At 65.0% G+C, this 24,963-nt stretch carries 6 protein-coding genes; all 6 read right to left on the reverse strand.

Translation table 11 applies throughout. The features are described 5' to 3' along the window. A partial coding sequence (locus IEX85_RS21900; protein ID WP_188862772.1) for an LEPR-XLL domain-containing protein occupies positions 1–16,440 on the reverse strand: 16,440 nt, incomplete at its 3' end. 498 nt (positions 16,441–16,938) lie between these two features. Continuing rightward, positions 16,939–18,915, reverse strand: a complete 1,977-nt coding sequence (locus tag IEX85_RS21905; RefSeq protein WP_188862773.1) for a preprotein translocase subunit SecA — start codon at positions 18,913–18,915, stop codon at positions 16,939–16,941. A gap of 17 nt (positions 18,916–18,932) precedes the next feature. Further along, on the reverse strand, positions 18,933–19,715 hold the full coding sequence (locus tag IEX85_RS21910; RefSeq protein WP_188862774.1) for a SapC family protein: 783 nt from the start codon (positions 19,713–19,715) through the stop codon (positions 18,933–18,935). A 63-nt stretch (positions 19,716–19,778) separates the two neighbouring features. After that, positions 19,779–21,929 (reverse strand): PqqD family peptide modification chaperone, encoded by a 2,151-nt coding sequence (locus tag IEX85_RS21915; protein WP_188862775.1) that lies wholly within the window; start codon positions 21,927–21,929, stop codon positions 19,779–19,781. Positions 21,930–21,945: 16 nt separating this feature from the next. Then, positions 21,946–23,808, reverse strand: coding sequence for an efflux RND transporter periplasmic adaptor subunit (locus tag IEX85_RS21920; protein ID WP_188862776.1), 1,863 nt, complete (start codon positions 23,806–23,808; stop codon positions 21,946–21,948). Between the two features lie 129 nt (positions 23,809–23,937). Beyond that, positions 23,938–24,591 carry a metallophosphoesterase gene (locus IEX85_RS21925; RefSeq protein WP_188862777.1) on the reverse strand — a complete coding sequence of 218 codons (654 nt, stop codon included), beginning with the start codon at positions 24,589–24,591 and terminating at the stop codon, positions 23,938–23,940. Positions 24,592–24,963: the final 372 nt, after the last annotated feature.

The raw sequence follows: 24,963 nt of genomic DNA on the forward strand, positions 1-24,963 counted from the left end.
GCTGACCGCGCCCGCGGTATCGACGCTGGAACCCTCGATGCTCGCCAGCAGCGATCCGCCGATACTGTTGTTGGCGTAGACACCGGCGCCCGTGACGTTGAGCGAGAAACCGCCGGCACCGCCGCCGGCGACTGCCGCCGATATCAGGACCGCGAAGATATCCGACAGGTCCTCGGCAGCAACGGTGACCGACCCGCCGAGCAGGTCGTTGGCATCGACGTCGCTGCCGTTCCTGATGCTGGCCTCGACCGAGTTGGTGGTCGCGTTGGTGGCTCCGACACCGGCCATCGCCACATTGAAAGACGCCGCGCCCGAGCCGCCGAAGGACAGCCCCACCGCCTGGCCATAAGCTTCGATCAGGTTGTTGGCACGGGCATCGACGACAACCGCACCGTTGCTGGTGTCAACGGTAGAGTTGTCGATGGTCGCCAGCAGGCTGCCGCCCATGGTGTTGTGCGCATAGGTCACGGATACGCTGACATTCACCGATGTCGCGCCGGAGCCCCCGGCCGACAGCGTGATGGCGGCAAGCTCAGAAAGGATATGCGCCTGATCCACCGCCTCAACGGTCACATCGCCGCCTGCGAGGACCGTGCTGTCGCTGATGCCGGCTTCGATTGCGGTGTTGATCTCGTTGAAGGCGATGACGCCGGCGCCACTGACGTTGACGGAAACCCCGCCGGAGCCACCCGCGGCGATACCGATCGCGACTCCGATCGCGGTGATGCTCATCGAATCCGCCGTCCCGGCGTCATGGTCGGATGCGGATACCGTCACGGCTCCGGCCGTGTCGACGGTCGATGCATCGATAGCCGCCGTTATGGAGTTGGCGACGACGACGTCGTCGAGCGTGCTGTCGGTGAGCAGCAGATCGAGATAGTTGATGCTGCCATCACCGTTGATATCGAAACTGGATCCGACCAGGCTCTTCAGTGCGGTTTTGTAGGCCGCGTCGGGCTGACCGTTGGCAAAGACACCCAGGCTGCCCAGGGCATCGATCGCCTGGTCCGTCGTCAGGTCGTCCGCCGGCACGTCGTCGCCGGTACCGAACTCGCCGTCAACGCCCGCCAGATCGCCACGAATGCCGTCGGCGCCGGCCTGCAGATCATAGAGCCGGCTCAGAATTTCCGTGCCGGCGTGCATGTCGCTGAAGTCGATAACGCCATCGCCGTTCCAGTCGAAATCGGTGGTGGCCGACAGTGCGTTGCTGCCATAGACGAATGCGCCGGCGACATTCACCGAAGTCGCACCCGAGCCGCCGGCCGAGACAGTCGCCGATGTCAGCACCGCAAAGATATCGGAAAGATCCTGAGCCGCGACCGTAACGAAACCGTCGCTGGCATCCATGGCATCGACATCACTGTTGCCCCGGATGCTGGCCTCGACGGTATTGCCGATTACGTTGGTCGCGGCAACGACGCTGAGCGATACGTTGACCGAGACGGCGCCCGAACCACCCGCCGCCACGCCGACCGACTGGCCGAACGCCTCGATCAGGTTATCGGCGAAGGCCTCCACTGTCACCGCGCCGCCCGAGGTGTTTACCGTCGAGTTGTCGATGGTCGCCAGCAGCCCACCGCCGATGCTGTTTTCAGCGTAGGTTGCGGAAATGGCGACATTGACCGAAACCGTTCCGGCACCGCCGGCGCCGATGGAACCCGCCAGGATCTCCGACAGGATATGGGCCCGGCCCACCGCTTCGACCACAACGTCGCCCATCGCGGTGACCGAACTGTCGACGATACTGGCTTCGACGCTGGCTTCGACGATGTTGAAGGCGACGGCGCCGCTGCCCGCGCCCTGGACGGACACGCCGCCCGAGCCGCCGGCCGAAATGGCGGCGGCCACCGCCGCGGACGTGATGCTCAGCTGATCGAGAGTCGAATCATCGTAGTTGGCAGCCGTTACGCTGACCGCGCCGGCCGAGGTCGACACCTCGGCGTTGTCGATGGTCGCCAGCAGCGAGCTGCCGATGGTGTTCTCCGCCACGGTAACCGCGACCGACACCGAGACCGCCACGGTACCGCTTCCCGAAACCCCGACCGCAGCCGATACCAGCGTGGCGCTGATCGTCGAGGTATCGAAGGCCTCGACCAGAACGTCGTCGACGGCCGTTACCGTGGACCCGCCGAGGATCGAGGCCTCGACCGAATTGGAGGTAACATTGGCCGCGTGCGCCCCGGCGCCGGCGCCGGCCACCGAAACCGTGCCGCTGGCGGCGATGCTCATGCTCACGGCCGCCGCGATGGCGAAAATATCGCTGTCGGCCCGCGCCGAGACGGAAACCGCTCCGGGCGACGTGACCGACGAGGCATCGATAGAGGCCAGCGTAGAGCCGCCGATATTATTTTCAGCCAGGGTCAGCGCGATCGAGATACTGACTGCCGCGGTGCCGCTGCCGGCTATCGAGGCCGCCACGGTGACGATCTCGGCGTTGATCTTGGAGCTGTCCGTCGCAGCGACCAGCACGTCGCCACCGGCTAAGACGTTCGAATCGAAGATGGTGGCGCTGGTGCTGTTGCCGGTGCTGTTGGAGACATAGGCGCCGGCACCGGCACCGCTCAGGGCGAAGTCGCCGGCGCCCGAGAGCGAAATGCTGATGGTCAGCGCCAGCGCATCGATGCGGGTATCCGTCAGCGCCTCGACGCTAATACCGCCAGCGCCCGCACTGTTATCGACGGAGGATCCGCTAATGGTGGCCGTGGTCAGGGTGTTGATCTCGTTCTCGGCGGCCGTGAAGCTGACCGAAAGGGCAACGGCAGCGGTACTGGAAAACGCCATCGATGCCGACACCGACGCCAGATCCGATTTGATCGAGGACTTGTCCATGGCCTCGACGCCGATCGCATCCGTGGCGGTGACGGTGCTGTTGTCAATGCTGGCCTCGATGCTGTTGTTCAACCTGTTGGTGGCGACGACGCCGGCGACGGCGACCGAGGCCGCAAAACTACTGCTACCGGAAAGCGATATGCCAACGGCAAGGCCAAGGGCATCGATCCTGTTCAGGTCGGTGGCCTCGGCCGAGACACTGACGCCGCCGTTCTGGGCCTCGACAGTGGAATTCCTGACGGTGGCGCGATAATCACTGCCGATTTCGTTTTCGGCGACGGTCACCGCCACCACGCCCGAAAGCGCCACCTCGCTCGACAGCGAGATCGCGGCGGCTACCGATGCGGTATCGGCCATGATGGTCGACTCACCGGTCAGCGTCACGGCAACGGCCCCGCCCGCGGTGACGCTGGAATCAAGAATTTCCGCCAGTACCTGGTTACTGGTGACGTTGTGGGCATAGGCGCCCGAGCCCGCCCCTGAGAGAGCCACCTCGCCACTGGTGCCCGCCAGCGAGAACGACACGGCGGCCGCCACCGATTCGATGGTATTCGTCACCACGGACTGGACGGTAACATCGCTAGCCCCGCCCACGGCCACCACTGTTGAGCCATCGATGGCCGCGCGACTGCTGCCGCTGATGCTGTTCTCGGCCAGGGTGACCGATACCGCCAGAGCGCCGGCGACCTCACCACTGGAAACCGAGATCGCCACCGTCGCCGCCACCACGTTGGACGCGATCGACGCCATGTCCGTGAGACTGACGGCGACAGGTCCGCTCGCACCAAGGTCGCTGCCGTTGATGATCAGGGCCTGGGTGGATCCGCCGATGACGTTATTCGCCTTGGCAAGCCCCAGAGCACCGGCGACGCTGACCGAACCGCTGCTTACGGAAACGCTGACGCCTATCGCAACCGTATCGGCACTGATCTGGCTATGCGCGCCGGCATCGATGCTGACGGCTCCGCCGGCCTCGACCACTGAGTTGTCGATGCTGGCAAGCACCGCACTGCTGATGTCGTTGGTGGTCACCGAAGCGGCACCGGAAAACGCGATGGAGACATCGCCGGAGCTGACGGAAACCGACGCCGATACCACAACCAGCGTTGCATCGATGATACTGGTGTTGTCGGCAAGCATGGTGATAGCGCCACCGGCATTGACGAACTGAGAGTCCGCATTATCGGCGTCGGCGATAACCGCCTCGACTTCGCCACCGATGGTATTCGTCGCCACGGCCACGCCCACCGCACCCGACAGCGATACGGTACCGCTGCTGGCGCTGACCGAGACCGCAAGGCTGGTACCGATAACATCGATGTCCTTGTCGGATGTCGCCGTGACGGAGAGCGCCCCGCCGGCATCCAGCGACGAATCCAGAACGTGCGCCTGGACGCTGTTGTCGATGGTATTGGTCGCCACCGATACCGCGGCCACCAGGGTGATACTGACATCGCTGCTGCCCGCGCTCACACCCACAGCGGCGGTGACCACGGTAGCGGAGACGGCGGCCGAGTCCGTCGCGCTGATGTCCGCCAGCCCCCCGGCTTCGACGGACGACGCCTCGATGACGCCAGCCTCGATGGTGTTGGCGATGGTATTGGTGGCGCCCACACCGGCTCCCGCGCCGGACAGGCTGGCCGTGCCGCCGCCGACACCCACGCTCAGCGAGGCTGCGGCGGCATCGGAAGAAATCGAACCGGCAGAGCTGGCATGAGCGTCGAAGTCGCCGTCCGCGTCGATGACCGATGCGCCAAGCACCAGGGCCCGGGTGGTGTTGGTGATGCTGTTTTCAGCGACCGTCACCGCCACCGCCAGACTTCCGCCGTTGCCGCTGGAACTGACACCGACGCTCAGCGCCGCGGCCACAACATCAGCGGTGATGGTCGTCGAGTCGGTGGCGGTGAGCGATACGCTGCCACCGGATTCGGCGTTGACCTCGGCGTTATTGATGACCGCCAGTACGAAATTGTCGGTGGTATTGGTCGCCGAAGCCCCGGCGCCTGTCAGTGCCACCGAAGTGCCGCTGCCGCTGCCGGCCGAGATGCCGGCGGCCGCCGCCACATCGTGGGCGGTGATGATCTTGGACGAAGAAGCCGCGAGTTCGACACTGCCCTGCGCCGTGGTATCGACACTGTCGATGGTGGCTTCGACGCTGCTGTCGATATCGTTCTCGGCGTAGGAAACCGCGATGGAGCCGCTGATACTGGCCCCGCTGCTGCTGCCGATGGCGATGGAGGCGGCAACCGAAACCGCATCCGCCTCGATCACGCCGGACTCGCTGGCACTGAGGGTAACGGGGCCGCCCGCACTCAGGGCGTCGACGGTACCGGTCTCGGAGTCCGAGATGGCGGCGCGGGTCGTCAGGTCGAGGGTATTGAGGGTCACGGCGACACCGCCGTTGACACTGATGGCACTGGAATCACTGGAGGTGGTGATACCGAGGGCGACACCGAAGGCAATCGCTCTGATATCGCCGCTGGTATCGGCCGAGACCGACACCGCCCCACCGGCAACGACGCTGGTATCGTCGATCAGCGCCACCGTGCTGGCGGTGATCTCGTTGACCGCGACGGAAATGCCGAGACCGACGCCGACATTGAGGCCGTCACCGACATTGATATTGACGCCGACGGCGCCCGCGGTGGCGGTGATATCCGCGCTATCGGAGGCCGCGACCGTCAGCGCGCCGGTGGCGTTGACGGTGCTGGGGTCGATCAGTGCCCGGGTCGTGCTGGTGATGAAGTTGCCCGAACCGGAACCGGCCGCCGAGATCGACACCGAACCACTCTTCGAGAAGGAGCCGGAAATACCCAGGGTGAAGGCGTCGATGCTGCCGGTCGCATGGGCTTCGACGGTGACATTCACGGCGCTGGCATCGACATTCACCAGCTCCGCGCCGGTGGTCTTGGTGATGGTATTTTCGGCCGCCGCCGCGCCCACCGCGATCGCCCCGAAATCGCCGCTGCTGCCGCTGCTGCCACCGGTCGAAACCGCCAGGGCGCCGGTACCCGCGTCGGCGTCGATAACGCTGCTGTCAGTCGCCGTAACAATCACATCACCGGTCGCCGTCAGAACCTGTTGACCGCCCGGATTGCGTACCGCTGCAATGGTATCGGAACTGATGAAGTTGCCGGACCCCGCGCCGGCGCCGCCAAAGGCATCGCCGCCACTGGTCGAGACCGACGCGGAACCTGCGATGGTCAGGGCCCTGATGGCGGAACTGTTGGTTGCCGTCAGTTCGACGTTGGCGGCGCCAATCGGAGTATCCGTGACCGTTGCCGAAACGGTTTGCGTGACATCGTTGACCGCCACCGAGGCACCAACGGAGCCGGCGGTGCTGCCGTCGTCATTGGTGATGGTTATCGCCACACCGCCGGCGTCAGCGCTGATGCTGGAATTATCGTCCGCACTCAGCACCAGATCGCCGCTGGTTGACACCGTGCTGCCGGCACCGATTTCGGCGCGGGACTCGCTGTCGACGATATTGACGGTGACCGCACCGGCGCCGGCGAACGAAATGGAACCGGACTGGTTGTTGTTGCCCGAGGAGCCGGTATTGACGACGCCTGCAACGGCGATGGTCACCGCATCGATATCTGTCCTGGCCCGGGATTCGAGGCGCACGCCGCCGGCATCCGCATTCAGAACATTGCCGCCCAGGGCGCGCGCCTGGACGTGATTATCGATTTCGTTGACGGTGACCGAACCGGTCACACCGACATCGCTTTCGCCGAAGGAGAAGGACGCGCCGCCGGTGACATTGGTCACCTTGACCTCGTCCATGGACCGCAACAGGATGCCCTGACCGGCATCCGGGGTACTGTTTACCGGATTGACATCGACGCCGTCGCCGATGGTCGCCCGGGTCTCGCCGTGCAACACGGCGACGCCGACGGATGCGGCGAGGCCGACATTGGTACCGCCCCCTCCACCACCGCTGGAATTACCCTGATTGTCCTGTCCCAACGACGCTGAGGCCGCCACCGACAACAGAAAGACGCTGTCAAAGCGGGTCGCCGTAACCGCCAGCCCCCGGACGGATTCCGTGTCCTGGTCGCCGTCGCTGTCAAAGTTGCCCTTGCGCACCGGTGCAGCACTGTCGCCATCGGTAAAGATCGTGCTGCCCTCGCCGATCATCGCCGCCGTCTCGTCCAGATCGACAACGATGCCGATCGAGATCCCGACCGAGGAGCCGCTGTTGGAAAAGGCGACCAGACCGGACGAACTGTTGATGGTGGTGATCGAGTCCGCGGACACGACAACGGTGCCGTCAGCGTCAATCAGGGTCGTGCCGGTTTGCGGATCCTCGACCGCGGGATCCTGCCCGACCAGCGCCCGGGTAGTGGTATCGGTTACCAGCACATTGAGGCCGCCGGCGCCCGAAGTGCTGTCCCCGGCCCCGGCATTCAGGGTCAGCTGGAAAACATCCTCGCTCGACCGGGCGTCGACGATGACATTGCCCATCGCGGTAATGCCGGTGTGCCCGCCGTTGGCGGTATCGATCACCGCTTCGGTGGTTTCCACCAGTACCGTGACATCGAGGCCGATACCGACGCCGGAGCCGCTGTCCTGGCTGGAGCCCTGATTCGAACCGATTGTCACGCCGATGGCGCCGGCAAAGTCGATGACTTTTACCTGGCTGGACGACAGCACCGAGACGTCGCCATCGGCATCGACGCTCGCACCGGCGCCGATTCGAGCCCGTGTCGTCGGGGTAATGACATTGATCGCCGCCGAACCGGCCCCGGCATCGCCGCCGGACCCGATGGCCGCGCCGATCACCATGGTGGTGACGTCAACACCGGTTTCCACCGCCTTGATGAACGGCGAAATGATCTCCAGCGGATTGAAGGAACTGCTGGCGCTGACCGTAACATCGCCTGCGGCGGACAGGGTCGCGCCATCGCCGATTTCGGCGATGGTGTCATAGTCGGCCACGCCGATACCGATGGCTGCGCCGACCGTGGTATCGGAGCTGCTACCGCCACCGCCACCACCTCCACCGCCGCCGCCTCCGCCGGAGGAGATGTTGAGCGCCGCGCCGCCGGCGATGTTCTGCATGCCGATATCCTGGCGCGCAGTCACCGTAACCGCTCCGCTCAAGGCATCGACTGTGGCGTTGTCGGCGATCCGGGCGCTGACGACATTGGCATCGTCCGTGGCGGGAGAGCCATATACCGTAAAGGCGACCGCGCCGGCAATCCCGAGGCTGGAACTGTCGCCGCCGGAACCGCTGCCGCTGCCACCGGAGCCACCGCTGCTGCTACCGCCGGTGCTGCTCTGTTTGGAACCGGCGCCGGAAATCGCCAGGGTCTTGAACTCGTTGATTTCGCCACTGCCGGTACCTGCCTCGACGGTCACGCTTGCGGCAGTGGTGATGCCGTCGCCGAGATAGGCGACGGTGTCCATCAGAGCGATGTTGAAGGCGACCGCCGCGCTGACGTTGTCGGAATCGCTGGAGCTTTGGGTAAAGGCCAGGCTCACCGCTTCCGCCTGGGCATCGGCGTCGCTAATCGCTTTGACCGATAGGTCGCCGCTGGCATCGATGGTCAGGCCGTCGTCGATTTGCGCGCTAACGTCGGAGACGATAACGGTCCCGCCGATAGAGGCGGCAATACGCAAGACACCACCGGAGGTCTGGGTGCTCGACTGATTGGCGTTGGTGTTGTTCTGGCCGCCCGGGTTCGAGGTCTGATTCTGCGAGGTCTGGTTGGCGCTCGCGACCTCGGTTTGCGGGGTCGGTTCGGTCAGACTGGAATTGGTACGCGTGTTGACGAAGCTGGTCTGACTCGAGGTCTGCTGTTGTGCGGTCCGTCCGCCACTGTTGGCGTTCTTCTCACCCTCCGCGCTACCGGTCGCCAGCACGGTAGCGGTGATGGTGCCCCTGGCCTCGACCGCGACATCGTCGGCGCTCGTCGCGCCGGTGGAGACGTCCCGTTGCAGCCGCGCCGCAGTGTCGTCCTCGGCCCAGCCAAGTGCGATGGCCGCCCCTACACCGGTCCCGCCGGACCCTGTCACTTCGGCATTGGCCTCGGTGGTTTGACGCAAGGTGTTGTCTGCCGTGATCAGCAAATCGCCATCGACGTCCAGTGCCGTGCCGGCAAAGACCCTGGCGTCGGTCGTGTTGTTGGAGATTCCAAGGGCAATAGCGCCGGCAACGGAGGTCTTGTTCGATGCCGCACCGGCTGTAGCCAGGGTAATCACCGAATGATCGCCGTCGGCATCGACGGCCAGACCGTTGGCGCCATCGACGATAGCGGTGCCGTCTATGCTGGCATCGGTGTCATAGGCGCTGTAGCCGATGGCGAAGGAAAGGCCGATACCGGCGGTCGAACCGGTGGCGGCGGTCCCGGGCAGCGCCCGGGTTAGGGTATAGGTTGCGGTGTCGGCCTGCACCCTCGAATCACCGACGACGGCATCGCCATCGTTGTCGCCATCGTTGACCAGAATGGTGGCGCCGTCGCCGAACAGCCCCCGGGTCTGACCCTGGACGATGTTCACCGCCACCGAACCCGCGACGCCGGTCTTGCCGCCCGCAGCGCCCGAGCGCGCGTCGACATTGGCGCCGTGGCTGGCGTTGATCAGCGAGTGGTTGTCGCCGCTGCCGGCATCGGTCAGCTCGATGGCCTCGCCGAGCAGCGCTTTCTCGAAACTCTCGGCCAGCTTCAGCTGGCCGTCATCGATGATGACGTAGTAGGTGGTGCCGTCCACCAGCGGCGTGATATCGGTGCTTGCGGCGCCGACCTCGTAGCGCACCGCATCCCCGGTGGTCAGGCCATTGGTATCGTCGAAATCGACCTCGAAGCGGCTTTCGTCGGGATCGAAGGTAAAATCGTCGAACCCTGCAGCCGAGCGATCCAGGACATGGGCATCGCCGATACCCTGATCGGTCAGGTCGACCGCCTTGCCGTCGTTGGCATCGTCTGCGCTGGCGGCAAGCTTGATAAAGCCGTCATCCCCGACGATCACGTAGTAGGTTTCGCCGTCAGTCAGGCCGCCGATGTCCGTACCACCGCCGTTGTTGTAGACAACCTCTTCGCCGGTGGTAAACGCATCGTCCTGCTCACCGACGAAAATGCTGTCATCGTCGGTATCGACGACGGTGCGCTCGCTGACTTCGAAATCGTAATCGCGCTCGGCCATCAGGGCCTCGGCCGACACGCCGTCGCCGGACACACTGGCGTTGGCGATGGTGGCGCTGTTGTCGAGGGTGAAGACATTGACGCCAATCGCAGCACCGATATTGGTGGCGCCGGCGTCTTCGCTCGCCGCCCGGCCGTCGGCAAGGGCCGCGGCGTCGGCATTGGCTTCGCTTGCAACCAGTACCTCACCGTCGGCATCGACGGTGCTGGCGCCGGCCTGCCCGACGATTTCGGAGACCGAGGCGCTGTTGGCGATATTGATCGAGATCGCCGCGGCGACGCTCAGCGAGCCGCTCGAGGTCGAGGTATCGGGCGAGGATTCACTGGTGCCGCCGGTGCTGTTGGCGTGCTGGACCTGGCTGTCGGTCTGGTTCTGCACGCCGTTGTCATCGGCGGTGCCGTCCGCGCCATCGTCTTCCGCCGCGCCCCTGGCGCTGGCGGTCGCGGAGGAGCGGCTGGAAGTCAGGGCCCGCGTCAGTACGGTCACACCGCCGGCCGAGGTGCTGACGTCGCCGGCGATGCGCGCCAGGACGCTGTCGTTGGCGATGGTCAGCGCCAGGGATGCGCCGATCGCGGCCTTGGTCGCGTCGGCGCTGCCCTCTGCATCCGTGGCGGTATCGGCCTGCAGATACGCGGAGACCTCGATATCGCCGGAAGCAGCCAGGGCCGCACCGTCTTCGATCAGGGCGCTGACGCTGTTTTCGATGACGGCGATGGCGACCACCGGCGTCACTGCGGTACCGCCCTCCGAACCGCCGATAACATTGGCGTTGGCTTCATGTTCGGCACTCGCTGAGACGGTAACATCGCCGGCACCGGTCAGCGTCGTCATACCGGCAATCGCCGCACGGGTGGTGGTATCGGCGGCGTTGACCGCGAAGGAGGCTCCCACGCCCACGGTATTGCCGGTCTGGGAAGATTGCTCCGTCTGGCTGCCTTCACCACCGGATTCGGCCGCAGGTTGCTCTTCGGACTCGCCTTTTACCTGCGCGGCCTCGGCGGAGGCCAGGCTGCCGCTGTTCGATTCGGCCGCCACCACCACCGAACCGGCGCCGTCGATATCGACAGTGACAGCGTCGACGCCATCGCCGAGCGCCGCACTGGTGTGGATATCGGACAGGTTGAGGGCGAAGGAGCCGGCAACGCCCAGGTTGCCGCCGCTGGCGCCCGAGGTCGATTTGGCGTAGACATCGTGCATGTCGTCGCCGTCGTTCTCGAACATCAGCGCCTCGACGCTGAGCCCGCCGGCGCTGATGCTTGCATCGGTAATGGTCGAGGCGACGGTGGCGTTGGCGAAGTTAAGTGCCACGGCGGCACCGACAGAGCCGGAGCCGCCCTCGGCCGCTTCGCCGCTGGCCTCGGCACCGGCGTCGAAGTTGCCCTCTGCGACGCTGTCGACATCGCCTGCGGCGTCGATAGCCACGCCGTCGATGCCGGAGCTGACGTTGAGAGTACCGATATTCAGGCCGATAGCCGCAGCCACGGCTATCGGGCCGTCCGACGTCGATGCATCCGGCGAGGAACTGGTGTCGGTCCCGCCACCGGAGGTACGTGCCGCTGTCTGCGAATTCGCGGTATTCAGTTGGTTCTGGGAGGCTTGCGTGGCGTTGCCGCCGTTATCCGCGGAGTCATCGCTGGCACCGGCCGCGGAGGCTTCGGCCTCGGCCCGCGACGCCGCGGCGCCCTGGGCCAGCAGAAAGACGCCTCCGCCGGTCGAGGTCAGGTCCCGTAGCAGGCTGGCCGTTACGCTGTCTTCAGCAACCGTAAGGCCAAACGAAATGCCGATCGCCGCGCTGGAACCCTTGGTATCCCCCTTGGCAGTGGTCACCGTTTCGGCGATATGGGTCGCGCTGATCTCAAGGTCACCGCTGATCGACAACGCCGTGCCGTCGGCGACGACAGCGCCGGTATCGTTCCTTGCCACCGAAATCGCCACCACCGGCGATACCGCGGTGCCTCCCTCGGCACCGCCCTCGACATCGGTGCGCATGCCATAGGTACCCTCGCTGGAGATCAGGATATCCTCGGCGGACACCACCACGGCGGTGCCCTGCATCTGCGCCCAGCTGCGGTTGTCGACGATGTTGAGCGCGAAGGACGCCCCGACGCCGATATTGCCGGCCTCGGACTGCTGCGCGCCGGCATCGGCGCCGGCGAAGGTGTCGGACCCGGCAGCCGCGGTCAGCTCGCCGACCCCGGAACCGATATCGCCGCCGTCCAGCATGGTCAGCGTCGAGCCGTCACCGAGGGTGGCGCTGGCGCTGAAGTCGGCGACGTTGATGGCGACCGATCCGGCAACGCCGAGATTGCCGGCGCTGGCACCGGACGTCGCATCCGCCGCCGCACGACTGGTGCGTTCGCTCAGCCCATGGTCGGTACCGGTTCCGGCACTGGTAATCTCGATGGCGTCGCCGGCAAAGGCCTTGTCGCGCGTCTCCGCCAGCGACAGCCTGCCGTCCTCGACAATGGCGTAATAGGTGACGCCATCGCTGAGCCCGCCGATATCGCCACCGCCACCATTGTCGTAAACAACGGCATCGCCGGTACGCAGGCTTTCGGTTTCGTCCGAGGTCAGCTGGAACAGGTCCTTGTCGGGATCGAAGACGATGTCGTCGCCACCGGTCGGCGTCAGCTTGTGCTCATCGCCCGAGCCCTGGCCGGTCAGATCGATAGCAGTGCCGTCTGTGGCATCGCTGGACGAGGCCGCCAGCTGAATACGACCAGCTTCACCCTTGATGACGTAATACTTGGTGGTACCACCATCGTCGGTCAGGCCGCCGATACTGCTCCCGCCGCCGTTGCTGTAGGTGACTTCATCGCCGGTCGACAGCGCGTCCGCCGCCTCGCCCAGATAGATCGTATCCCCGGCCGTATCGACGACCTCGGAAGTCTCGGCTTCGATCCCCAGGTCGCGCTCGACGGCGAAGGATTCGAGCACCAAACCATCGCTGGTGATGGTGCTGGTGCCGGTATCGGTGGTGGTCGCAACATTCGCATAGTTGATGGCCACAGCCACACCAACGGTGCCGGAGGCGCCATTGGCCGCGCTGCCATCCGCGATCGCCCGTGAATCCACGTTGCTCAGCGCCTGCAGCGTCACCGACTCGTCGGCAACGATCTGGATGCCGTCACCGAGCTCGACACCGACGTCGACGTTCTGAATATTGATCGCGATGCCGGCGGCCACCGACACCGAGCCATCCCCGGTCGAGGCGTCCGGGGCGGTTGAGGTACCGGAGCCAGACCCGCTTCGATCCTGCGCCTGGGTATTGGCGAAATCGAGCTGATCGTTACTCTGATCGTTGACCTGGTCGTCGTTGGACCCGTCGTCTTCAGCCGCACCGGCCGCGCTGGCCCGGGCCTCGGTACGCGAGCGCATGACGCCGGTCGAGACCAATGCCAGGGCGCCACCGGTGGTGGTGATATCGCGAAGCAGACGTGCCATCGAGGTCTGCTCGTCGATGGTCAGCGCGAAGGACGCGCCGATCGCCGCATTGCCGCCTTCGGCATCCCCTTCCGCACGGGTCGAGGCTGCACTGTCGTGCAGGGCGTCGATATCGATATCGCCGGCGAAACTCAGGGCGCCACCGATACCGATGGCCGCCTCGGTATCGCTAAACAGCAGCGTGATCGCCACGACCGGCGTCAGCACCGTGCCCGACGACCCAGCCGTGGCACCGCCCACCGCTGTGGTCTCGACGGTCTGGCTGGATTCGGCGCTGACGCTGAGGTCGTTACCGTTGCTCAGCAGGGCCCCGTCGTCGACAGCAGCCTGTGTCTGGACGTCGACGATACCCAGGGCGACGGAGGCGCCGATGCCGAGACTCTCCGCGCTGACGCCGTCCTCGTCGGGGGTGGCGCGGGTAAGCACATGCACGTCGGAGTGGGCGCTGATGCTGAGGTCCGACCCCATCAGGTCGATGCTGCCGCCGACCAAGGCTCCGACGTCAATCGTTACGGCCTGAATCGCCAGTGAACCCGCCACGCCGGTCTTGGTGGAATTGCCGCTGCCCGAGGTCGCTTCGACGGCGAAGGTGTCACCGGCGTCCATCAGCGCGGTGACGGTGACGCCGCCGGCCGCCGAAAGGCCGCCTCCGACGCCGGTGATCGAGCTGCTGACGCTCGGGTCGACGATACCGATGGCGACGGCAACGCCAACACCACTGCCGCCGCTGCCGGTGTTGGAGCCGTTGGCGGCAGCATGCACGCTGTCGTTGCTCAGCGCCGCAACCGTCATGCTGCCGTCGGTGCTGATGCCGCCGCTGGTGTTGATCGACGCCGAGGTGACCGGTCGATAGTCGGAAACCACCACGGCGCCGGCAAAACTGACGGCGCCGTCGCTGGATGCCGCCTGATCGCTGGTATCGCCGTCATCGTTCGGATCCTCGAGGCGCTGCTCCGACCGGTTTCTCTGGTCACCGGTCTCGCCACTCTCGTCGCCACCACCGGCGGTCGATGTCGCGGTGGTGGCCACGTTGCTGATCAGCCCTGCAAGCAGTGCCAGGCTGTCCGGCGCGTCGCCGCCATTGGCGCCGATGACGGTGGCATCCGCCAGTGAGGCCTGGGTGCTGGAGCCGATCTCGGTCACCGCCAGCGTCGCACCGGCGCTGCCGCCGGAACCGTCGGCGGTGCTGGTGACCGACAGGTTGGTCAGGGCGTTCAGGCTGATGTCGCCGGATGCCAGGATACTGCTGGTGCCGCCGACGCTGGTGTGCGACTCGGACTCGACAACGACGATGGTAACCGCGGCATCGGAGCTCGCGTCGGTGTCCGATGCGTCGGCATTATCCTCGAAGGCCGCCGTCACGTTTACGCTGGAGTCGGCGCTGATATTGGCGCCGGTCAGGATCGAGTCGGTCAGGCTGATAAGGGCCTTGGGCAGCAGCGTCAGCAGGGCCGCGTCCAGGGTGCCGCCGAGGGTGCTTGGCGTGACATCGGGGCTGGTCGTCGCGCTTGCCAGCAGCGTAATGTCGCCGGCAGCCGTCAGGCTTGCGCCACTAACCTCGATGCTCGCCTCCGGGGTGGCGATGTAAAGCCCCTGGAAGATTCCGCCGAGGTAGTCGCCGCCCGCGTCGACCGCCCCGTCGTCGATAGCCGTGGCATCGAGCGTAATGCTGCCACTGGCGGTAATGCCCGCGAGTATCTGGATCAGCTCGGCGTTTACGGTCAGGTCGTCGACGGTCATGGCGCCGTTGAAGATGACCGCGTCGACACCGGCTTCGCCGTCGATGGTGAGGTCGACGCCGTCGAGATCGACGGCGCCGACGGTCAGCTGGTCGCGGGACAGGTACTTGATGCCCTCGTCCTGACCGAGATTGATGGTCAGGCTATTGGTCGGCTTGCTAAAGGTGACCGATTCGAAGGTAGGGACACCCAGCGGAGTGTCCGATGCAATGGTGTAGGTGCCGCCCGTCTGTGTAAGCGTGGCAGTATCAGAGAATTCCGACAGGTCGATCACCCTGTCCGCCACACTCATATTGTCGGTGATCGGCTCGAGACCGTAGTAGGTCAGGATATCGCCATCCCGCGAGACGGTACCCGAATGGGCATCGAAGGCGACATAGCTGATGCTGTCGTAAATGCCGCCGGAAAACTCCATGCTGTCGAAACCGCCCTCGCCGCCGTCGAGGCCGCCGGACAGCGAGCCCGTGGCGGTGACGACGAAGTAGTCTTCGTTGTCCGCCTGCCCGAGCAGGTTCTCGACCGAGCTGAAGCGCACCCCGACAACCTCGCCGGCATTGACGCCGTCGACCGTCCAGACGGTGTCCTCGGCAGGCCCGGTCAGGCTGTCCTCGCCGGCGCCGCCCAGGATCCGCAGCAGGCCGCTGGCGGCCGGATCGACGCATTCAAGCAGGAAGTCGTCGCCGGCATCGGAGGCGAAGATTGACAGATCGTCGGCAACGCCCAGTGCATAGCCGCCGAAAGCGGAAGAACCGGCGGCATCGATGTTGATGAGCCCATCGTCCGCCAGCGCATCCCAGATGCGGATCGACTGGGAGGCGCCACTGGCGTTTTCGAACATGCGGGTCGATACGACCGTCTGGTCCTGAACCGACTCGACGCCGGTGAACCGAACGACGCCGCTTTCCCCGCCGGCAGTGCGCGCGACAACGCCGCTGGTTTCGCTCTGGGCCCGCAGCACGCTGCTGTCGAGTCCGTCGCCCAACAGCCGGAGCTCGTCGTCGCCCTGCTGGCCGTCGAATTCGATCGTGACGGCGGAGGACAAGCCGCCGTTGACGTCGACCGTCAGGCGGTCGCTGCCGGCGCTGCCGAGGACACGGATCTCGCTGGTGTCCTGCAGCGCGCGCTGATCAATCAGCTCGCCGGTGTTGTCGTCGTAGACCTGATAAACCTCGGCCACATCGTCATAGGTCAGCGTGAACGAGCTGCCATCGGCGTCGCCCATTTCCACGCTGAGCGGCATAAGGTCCGCCGACAGAAGATAGCGCGGCTCGAGCGGCTCCATTTTGACGGACGTAACGGTGATCGGCCTCGAAGCCGGCCGGCGCCAGAGGCGGGGGCGCAGAGATTGGTGTTTGGTGCGTCGGGATAGCCAGGAAAACAGCGGTAAAGGCTTACTCGGCAGCGCAGTGTCCGTTTCGGTATGCAGTGCTCCAAACGGATGTGCCATGACAATATCCATCCCTTAAGTGTCGATGTTCTGTCGTGCTCTCCTCTACTGCTTACACGGGAACTGCGAGCAACTTCGCAACAGGCGAATACAGCTGATAGAACTGCAAAAACTCAATACAACAAACTGAACAAGGCTGAAAAAGTACAACTGCAGCGTAAAGAAAGTAGAACGATATCGGCAAACTTCCCAGTCATCGGGGGATATGCCACAGGAATCTATTTCATCATTGTGCTCGCGCAGCATTTTTTGTCTCCGAACAGAGACAGAGTTTGTAATGGCGGCGCGCCGGGCTTTGTTGCGGCGTGACATTCAAACGTTCGATTGAAGTCTTTACTCCACCCCTCCTGCAAACGCCAACAGCCTGACAAGCCGTTGATCCTGGCGAAGAAGATCGCGTCGCGCGAGGGCATGCCTGCGCTCGACCCGTCGCTGCGACAGGCGCATCAGCAAAAGTCCGGTTCGTCCCGCCAGGGGGAAGCCCACCAACAGTCGTGAAATTTTCGCATGTAGCAGATCCAGCAATGGATCCTGCAGCGAAAGTATCGCCTCTGCGCTGCCCGGCTGCCCGCGTCGCGCCGCGCGCCCCTCGAGCTGGCGGTCGATGCGGCGGGCGTCGTGCCACTCGGTCAGAATCACGTGCAGCCCTCCGCTGGCGACCACGGCTTCGTCCAGCGCGATATCGACACCGCGCCCTGCCATATTGGTCGCCACCGTGATACGGCCGGTCTGTCCGGCCTGCGCGATAATCCGCGCCTCTTCGGCGTCGTTCTGCGCATTCAGGACTTCATGCTCGAGCCCAAGCGCGCCGAGGCGTTCGCTGACGATCTCCGACGCCAGGACGGAGCGGGTGCCGATCAGCACCGGCCTTCCGCATTCCCGCTCCCGCTGTGCCCGGGCAACGACCCGGTCCCACTTGTCATCCAGGGTCCGCGCAACGGTGACCGGATAGCGCTTGCGCCGCGACGGCCGGTGCGGTGGCACCCTCACCACCCCGAGCCCATAAACGCGCCAGAGCTCGGTGCGCACCTCAGAGGCGGTACCGGTCATGCCGGCAAGGCGCATATAGCGCCGGAAAAACCGCTGATAGGTCATGCGGGCCACCGGCAGGTTGCGGGCGGTGACCTCCACACCCTCCTTCACTTCGACCAGCTGATGCAGGCCTTCGGACCAGGACCGGTCAGCCTGAATCCTGCCGGTGTACTCGTCCACGATCTGCACCTTGCCATCCTGTACCAGATACTGATCGCCGCGCCGGAACAGGTGCAGCGCCGACAGCGCCTGGCGCACCGACTCGTCGCGACGAATACGGCTGTCCCAGATGCCGCCGTAGCCCTGGGCCAGGTTCTCGACGAAAGCACGACCCGCCGATGTCAGCTCGATCCGCCTTGCCGTTGCCTTGCGATTGAAGTGTTCGCCCGGGCGCAGCGCCTGCGCCAGCTCGATGGCCGTTTCCGCCCAGCGCTTTTCGTCCTCGACATCGCTTTTACGCGAAATGATCAGGGGTGTGCGCGACTCGTCCACCAGCACGCTGTCGGCCTCGTCCACGATGGCGAAGTGCAGTCCCCTCATGACCAGCCGGCTTTCCGGGCAGGCGCCGCCAGACAGCTGATGCACCCGGCGTCGCAGCTCCTGCGGCCGACCCTCCAGCGCCAGACGGTCGCGCAGATAGTCGAAGGCAATTTCCTTGTTGGAGCCATAGACGATATTCGCCTGGTAGGCGCGCCGGCGTTCATCCGGGCTCATACCCGCCTTGATCACGGCAACCTGCAACCCCAGCTGCGCATACAGCGGTGCCAGGCCGGTGGCATCGCGCTCGGCCAGATAGTCGTTGACCGTGACGACCTGTACCGCTTCGCCGCTCATCGCCGCCGTCGCGGCCGCCAGAGCCGCGGTAACGGTCTTGCCCTCGCCGGTGTCCATTTCGGCGATATGACCACGCAGGATCGCCAGACCGCCGAGCAGCTGGACGTCGTGATGGCGCAGCCCGAGACTCCTGCGGGACAGCTCCCGCACCAGCGCAAAGGCGCGGCAGACAGCGACCGGATCCAGCCCGTCCCGGCGCAGCCGGGAGCGCACCTCCGTGACCACCGCCGCCAGCTCCCGCTCGTCGCACTGCCGCATCGCAGGCTCTGCGGCGTTGACCCGCCGCAGAAAGCCTCTGGCACGCAGCCGAAAGCTGCGGTGACCCAGAGCTGCCGGTGCCGTCGCGCACAGGGCCTCCAGCCGCGCCTGCCAGCCGTCCCTGCGGTCTTCCCGCTCCGGGTAAGACCAGAGCCGCGGCTCTGCCGCAGGCGTGCCGCTAGGCACCGCGCAACCGTTGCCGGTCAGGCATCGGCAACGACCTCTTCGGTATCGGCCATCGGCCCGGCGACTCCGGCAGCCGGCGACCTGGACGCCATACGGCCGACCATATCGTTGAAGTGACGCAGCGAATGCAGGTGCAGGAAAGTGCACTCCAGCTCATCGCTCTTCATCATCTTCGCCAGGGTTTCGGGCTCGAGCGCCTTGAGCTTCTCCCGGTCAACAACCTGAAAGCCGGACAGCGAGCGCTTTTCGCCGTCGGCCAGGTTGAACTGCGCCTGCATCGGCTGCAACAGCCCAAGCTCCTTGAGACGCTTGCAGTACGCCTGGGTACGCTGGAAGTGGGCCTGGTACTCCTGCAGGAAGCCGAGCACATTCTGCAGGTACTGGGTGCGCTCGCCGTCGGCATCAAACAGCCGCTCGCCCTTGCCGTCGCGATTGACGCCCTCGAAGCCCTCGTCGATGTGCAGAATGAACTGCTTACCGCTCTTGTCCGCCGAAAAGACGAAGGGATAGCGGCGCACGAAAGCCGGTATGTAGCCTTCTTTCCAGCGTCCTTCATCATCGACGAAGAGGTTCTGACTGTCGCGCACACCGAGAATCACCGCCGGCATCACGGCCTCGTCGTTACCGGCAAAGACAATGGGGTACTCCGCCGCCGCCCGCGAAAACTCCACCGCCGTCAGCGGTACCGAGTTGACCTCGCGTGCAAAGGCGTAGGTGCCGCCCGCCTTGACGGATATGTCGCCGTGTTTCTCCTGACTGACCGGTACCGCCGTATGGTAAAAAAGCAATTGCGTCGCCATCGCTGTTCTCCTTTGCCTCATGGATTCGCGCTCACCCTTTTCGGGCGCCCGAAAAATGATCGATCACTGGTTGAAAAATCTCAGAAACACCTGCATCGCTCCGCGGTACAGCCGCGCCGCCATAGGTTCGTTGCCATGGTAGAAGCGGGCATAGACCCGGTCGCCGTAGGTCTCGACAGACGGGGCGTCCTGCAGTTTCAGATCCAGGTGCAACAGATGCTGCAGCGCGCGGTCGTGCCCGGGGGCGGCGGGATCCAGTGCGATGTCGCCGCCGCCCTCCGTCGACAGCGCAAGACTTGGCACCAGCGATGAAAGCGCCGGCGCATCGCGCACGATCCGGGCGACATGGATATCCCCCGGAGCTCTGGCAAAGCGCACGTCAACGCTTTCGGTACGCCGCCGCACGAGATCGGCCCGCCTTTCCGGCACCAGTACCCTTATCAGCGGATCGCGAAATTCCGCAACATGGGCCAGCAGATCACCGCGATGGACGAAACGGCCCACCAGATCCGACGGTCGCGCCAGCACCAGGCGTCCCGCCACCGGAGCCCGCACCACCAGATCCTCGGCGCGCTGCCGCGCATCCTCGATATCCGCCTCGGCCTGCTCCAGCTCCTCGCGGGCGATAATCGCCGCCGCCTGATCGGACACCAGATCCGCCTGCAGGCGCAGCTTCAGCTCATCGATACGGGCGCGCAGCATGTTCAGGCGCGCCGGCTGCAATGGATCTTCGAGACGCAGTATCGGCGCCCCAGCCGCCAGTTCCGCTCCTGGCGCGACCAGCAGTTCGGCAATGACGCCATCGGCCCTGGCATTGACCGCGGCTTCCTCGCCGGTCGCGACATAGCCCTGCGCCAGGGTGTAGTGCGGCGTCGGGACCAGGAACAACAGCACGCCCAGAGCTGCCAGAAAGGCCGCCGTCACCGCCAGAGCACGTCCGCGCCGGCGTCTAAGTGCGGGCCCGGTGAGCAGAAACCGCAGCTGCTTGAGAAGCGGCAATACCAGCATCAGGAACACCGCCCACACCGCCAGCAGAATGCCGACCGCGAACAGTTTGCTCGACACCAGCAGCACCACGATCGCAAAGGTGATGAACAGCCGGTAGAGAAAGGACGCTACCGCGTACCCGAACATCCAGTATCCTTCGCGCACCGAGGTCGCCGGCGAGTCGGCCTCCTCCATGCCGAAGGCGTAACGCTGGATCAGGTAGCCCAGATATCGGTTGGCGCGGGTACCGAGGTTGGGTATCTCGAGCAGGTCGCACAGCACGTAGTAACCGTCGAAGCGCAGCAGCGGATTGCCATTGAACAGCAGGGTCGAGACGCCCCCGATCAGCATGACGTTGAACGCCAGTGCCCGGACCAGTCCCTCCTCCGCGTTGACCCAGACAATCATGGCCAGGGCCGCCAGCAGCATCTCGGTGAGAATACCGGCACTGGCGACCAGCGCCCGCTGCCATTTGCTGTGAAAGGCGATACTGTCGGAGGCGTCGACATAGGGCACCGGCATGAAGACCAGGAACATGATGCCGATTTCATGAACGTCGCCGCCCCAGCGCTTCAGCGTGTATGCGTGGCCGAGCTCGTGCAGGGCCTTGACCACCGGGTAGGCCAGAAACAGCAGCAGCAGGTTATCGAAGGCCAGCACCCGGTCGACGACGTTTTCGCTCAGTTCGCTCCAGTGCAGAACGGCCAGAGTCGCGCCGTAAAGCACCAGTGCCAGCAGTATCAGTGCACCGAGCCAGGACAGTAGCGGCCGCACCAGCGGCAGGGTGGCGCGCAGGAAGTCATCCGGATCGAGCAGCGGAATCCGCACCGCCAGTGGATTGAGAATGCTTCTGACCAGTTTCTGGCGTTTCATCTTGCGCCCACGCTCCGACAGTTCGGCGATATCGGGCGGTATATCGCCAAGCAGCACATCGGCAGTATGGAGCCGGCCGAGCAGCGCGATCATCTCGTCCTGGGTGATGGCGTCGGTTTCCAGCTGCTGGCAGGCGATATCCCATATCTCGTCGACCGTACGGGTGCCGTCCATCATCGCCACGACTCGATAAGCCTGGGGCGTGAGGCGGTGAAAGCGTCCCGAGGTCCGATCCTGCAGTACATACCAGAGCTGACCGCGGAAGTGGTGTCGGTGAATGCTGGCGTGCGCCCGCAGCCGCGGCTTGAACTCGGCGACACGGTACCAGGATGCGCTGAACCATGACCTGCTCATGGCTGCAAGGCCCCCGTCATGGCAGCCAGCGCCAGAACGCAAGCCGGACCCAGTTCCAGGTCTTCTCGCCCCAGATCCGCAGCAGCCGGCGCTGTTCGATTTCGGTGCGCGCCACCCCTTCCATACCCGGCCTCAGGTCGGCGTCGGCGGCGTCCAGCGCGGCTTCAACCTCGAAGAAGTTGCGTCCCTCCCCCTGTTGCGCCATCGGGGTGAAGCGCTCGACCCGGTACGGCAGCGGTGTTTCGGGCATGGCCGAAACCCGAAGCACGCCCTGCTGCCCGACCGCGATGTCCTGAATGTCACGCTCGTCGACCTCGAGCACGACCCTGTAGGCGTTCAGCGGCGCAATCTGGAAAAGCTCCTGGCCGCGTTCGACCGCCGCTCCGACCGACTGACTCAGATCCCCCATGACCACCACACCTGCAAAGGGGGCGACGATACGGGTACGGGCCAGCTGCTCCTCGACCAGCGCCAGCTGGGCCCGGGCCTGCTCGATCTGGGCCTTGATGATGTTGGCTTCGGCACGGTTGCGCTCGGCCAGCGCACGATCATGCTCAGCATTGCGCTGCTGCACGGTGGTCAGCAGACGCAACCGCTGCAGTGCCAGATCCTGATCGTCCAGGACCGCCAGCAGCTCGCCTTCCTCCACCAGATCTCCGGCACGGGCGTACTGCGCCGCAAGATACCCGCTGACGGGCGAAACGATGGTGCGCTGAATGGTGCCCTGCAGATGAGCCGGCGACGACACCGAGTAGTCGGCTTTGGCGAGCCAGAGAAAAGCGGCGAGCGCCACCACACCGAGGGTAGCCAGCTTGCGTCCGAAGTAGGAAGGCCCGAGCAGCCGCTTGAGCTGTGTCGCCGCCGAGTCCAGCACCTTGATCAGCAGCAGGCGGTCGTTGAGTCGCCGGTCCTCGAGTACCGGGCCGACCACGGCGGCAATGGCATCCGCGAGCTCCACTTCCGCCGCTTCGAATGGCTCACCGGAGGCGCGCTCGAACGTCAGGGCACCGGTGACTTCACCGGCCGACTGCAATGGCACCGTCAGGACGCTTTCGCTTCTGTGGCTGTCGGCAAGCTCCTGATGGGCCCGGGTGACGCGGAACTCCCAGTCCTCGGGTGGAGGATAGAGAATGACGGCTTCCTGATCGGCGGCCTCGTCCATCGCCACGGCGATATCCCGCATCAGGCTCATGCGGTTGGCGAATCCGGCGCTCAGCGACAGCGCGCGAACGCGGCAGCGCCGAAAACGCACAAAGCCGACGCTGACCCGGTCACAGGCGAGCGTAGTGGCAAGCTCGCTGACCAGCGCATTGCAGGCTTCATCGAAGCGGGAATGCTCCAGCACGGTGGCGAGGGCATCGAAGGCGCCGGCGCTTTTCTCGCGCAGCTCCGCATCCATCGACTCCTGCTCGCGCCGGGTCATTACCTCGATCCAGCCGGCGCCCCACTGCAAACGCCGGAACAGGTCGACGGTCCTGACCGGCACGCTGCCCGCCAGGATCGCGACGACGCCATAGAGTTGCTGTTTCACGAATAGCGGCTGCGCCAGGATGCGCTCGCTGCTGCCCTCGCCGACAACGACACCCCGCCCCTGCTGCACCGCCTGCTGCGCTGCAGACAGCAGACTGTTGTCCGGCGCCGAGGTATCGGGCCAGCCTGCAACCGGCGTGAAGGGCCCCGTGTCGGGCTCTCCCATCAGCAGCACACCGCTGACATCCGGACCCAACTGACGGCACTGCAATGCGAGCCAGACGGCAAGATATTCGGAAGGCCCGGCCGCTTCACGAAAGCGGGTCCAAAGGGCCTGATCGAGGATGGCATAGGCACCCGCCGGGCTGCCGCCGTCGCCCGGCCGTTCGCTGGACGTTTCCGTATACATTCCCTCTCCATGACGCACGACAACCGGTCGCCACCCGCGAACCGCGAGGCGTTGTTTTGCGCAAATGCAGCATAGACGGTTCTGTTGGGAAAACCACACCGAGCCGTGTCCAAAGCCCGCGGGCCTGGATCAGCCCTGCTGAAGCAGCTCATTCAGCCCGACCAGGGTAAGACGTCCGGTGAAGTATGCGCCGGTGTCGATATCGAGCACGTTGCCCAGTCTTAGCGGTTCGCGTACCGGCGTGTGGCCGCAGATTACCTGGGCGATGCCCCGGACCGGATCTTCGCGGCGACGCTCGACCCGCTCCCGCGCCCAGAGCAGTATCTGGGGATCGCCGTTCTCGACCTGCGGCCAGTCGTCGCCCGGCACCTCGGCATGCACCAGCCCCACCCGGCCACACGCCGTTTCGACCTCCAGTGCCAGCGGCAACGATGGCGCGAGACGGTGACAGAGGCCGGTGACCCTGCCGATGCTGAGCTCGTAGATCCATTCGCCGCCGTTGCGCATCCAGAGATCGAAGTGCCGCCTGCGTAGCAGCGCATCGAACATCATCGCCTCGTGGTTGCCCATCACGCTGTGGCACCAGGGTTCGAAGGCCAGCTCCAGGCACGCCAGCGACTCGGGGCCCCGGTCGACCAGATCCCCGACGCAGAACAGGCGGTCACGCCGGGGATCGAAACCGACCCCATCAAGACGCGCTTGCAGCAAACCACGGTGGCCGTGCAGGTCGCCGACGGCAAAATCGCGTCCTCGGTCGTTGCGTTCGTAATGCGCGATTCTCATATCCAGACCCCTGGGGAACCCGCGAATAAGTCCCATTTGGTCTCTGCGGACTTGGTCGCAGGCTCCCTAAATCATTCGACCGCCCACCGACTGATGCGATCCGCTGCTTTTCGCGGCCACCCACCTGAAATGTTGCCTTATAGAGACAGTTAAAATTTCAGTATTTCTAAGGAACCTGCGAACAAGTCCCATTTGGACTCTGCGGGCCCTGAAGCGTGCAGATGCAAGTGGTGCGGCATCCCGACGCAGTGCGCAGGGAATGGCCTTAGTCCTTTTCAAGCACTGCAACACAGCAGATGCATGCTTCAGGGCCCGCCCTTCGGGGCTTACAGCGCGAACCGGACTCTTTGTTGCCGCTTCTCAACAGGCCAC

The sequence above is a fragment of the Marinobacterium nitratireducens genome, from assembly GCF_014645375.1.
In the GTDB taxonomy this organism is placed as follows: domain Bacteria; phylum Pseudomonadota; class Gammaproteobacteria; order Pseudomonadales; family Balneatricaceae; genus Marinobacterium_A; species Marinobacterium_A nitratireducens.

What these genes read in the sequence shown, in the direction of transcription:
- IEX85_RS21910 (WP_188862774.1), bottom strand. Translation starts at nt 19,715, where the DNA reads ATGGCGACGCAATTGCTTTTTTACCATACGGCGGTACCGGTCAGTCAG.
- IEX85_RS21925 (WP_188862777.1), bottom strand. Translation starts at nt 24,591, where the DNA reads ATGAGAATCGCGCATTACGAACGCAACGACCGAGGACGCGATTTTGCC.
- IEX85_RS21915 (WP_188862775.1), bottom strand. Translation starts at nt 21,929, where the DNA reads ATGAGCAGGTCATGGTTCAGCGCATCCTGGTACCGTGTCGCCGAGTTC.
- IEX85_RS21920 (WP_188862776.1), bottom strand. Translation starts at nt 23,808, where the DNA reads ATGTATACGGAAACGTCCAGCGAACGGCCGGGCGACGGCGGCAGCCCG.